The following is a 1394-nucleotide window of genomic DNA, read 5'->3' as shown; positions in this document are numbered from 1 at the left end:
GCAGGCGGTCCACCTGAGCCTTGGTCAGGCCGGAATAGGAGAACATGCCGCGCTGCTTGATGACGAAGTCGAAGTCGTGGCCGGGGGCCTTTTCCTTCAGCTTGGCCACCAGCAGTTGACGCATTTCGCGGATGCGCACGCGCATTTCGGCCAGTTCGTCTTCCCACAGCTTGCGCAGTTCGGGCGACGCCAGGGCAGTGGCGACCACTTGGCCACCGTGGATCGGCGGGTTGGAGTAGTTGGTGCGGACCACGCGCTTCAGTTGCGACAGCACACGGGCAGCTTCTTCGGCGCTGGCCGCAGCAATCGACAGCGCGCCGACACGCTCGCCATACAGCGAGAACGACTTGGAGAAGGAGTTCGACACGAACAGCGGGCCGCCAGCGTCAGCAAAGCGACGCACCACCTGGCCGTCTTCGGCGATGCCGTCGCCAAAGCCCTGGTAGGCCATGTCGAGGAAGGGGATCAGGCCGCGCGAAGTCACCACCTCGATGACCTGGGTCCACTGGTCGTCGGTCAGGTCGGCGCCGGTCGGGTTGTGGCAGCAGGCGTGCAGCAGCACGACCGAGCCGGTCTTCATGGTCTTCAAGGCATCCAACATGCCGGCGAAGTTCACGCCGCGGGTGGCCGGGTCGTAGTAGGGATAAGCATTGACCTTGAAGCCGGCCATCTCGAACAGGGCGCGGTGGTTTTCCCAGCTCGGGTCGCTGATCCAGACTTCGGTGCCGGACGGCGAGAAGTGCTTGAGGAAGTCGGCGCCCAGCTTCAGGGCAACGGTGCCGCCCAGGGCTTGCACGGTGATGGCACGCTTTTCGGTCACCACGGCGCTGCCGGCGCCGAACACCAGTTCTTGCACGGCGCGGTCATAGGTGGCCAGGCCATCGATGGGCAGGTAGGTGCGGGGAGCCAGCTTGGCCGCCAGTTCCGCCTCGGCTTTCTTCACGCATTCCAGCAGGGGGACCTTGCCGTTGTCGTCGTAGTACACGCCCACGCCCAGGTTGGTCTTGGCCGGGTTCTGGTCGGCGTTGTAGGCTTCGGTCACGCCCAGGATGGGGTCGCGCGGCGCCATTTCGATGGCGGAAAACAGGGAGGCGGAGACAGGTGCGTTCATCGTGATAACATGAAAAGTTAGCTGCAACAAAGCGCTGCAGAAGGAAATGGATGCACACGACAAGAGTTGGGTGTGCACCTTTTTGCAACACTGCATTCTAGCAAATGTGGATGACCAATCACAGACACAGACCGGCTCAATTGCCCTGCCGAATCTGCATGGGACCATGTTCAATCGACATAACCCAGGCCGCATCGGGCCGATTGCGTCTTGAACTTACATATCCTGTCAGCATTTGGATGAATATTCCCACCACCTTGCCTGCGCGCAATGTCCTGCTTCC

General features: G+C 61.8%; 1 protein-coding gene. It reads right to left on the bottom strand.

Annotation, left to right across the window (positions count from 1 at the left end):
• Nucleotides 1–1111 (bottom strand): amino acid aminotransferase (locus I5W_RS01080; protein WP_044527860.1); only part of this gene is annotated, 1111 nt, incomplete at its 3' end.
• Nucleotides 1112–1394: the final 283 nt, after the last annotated feature.

It is taken from the genome of Herbaspirillum sp. B65, from assembly GCF_000333555.1.
Lineage (GTDB): Bacteria > Pseudomonadota > Gammaproteobacteria > Burkholderiales > Burkholderiaceae_D > Herbaspirillum > Herbaspirillum rubrisubalbicans.
The sequence above is the reverse complement of the archived record's forward strand: the minus strand, read 5'-3'. Positions and strand labels throughout refer to the sequence as shown.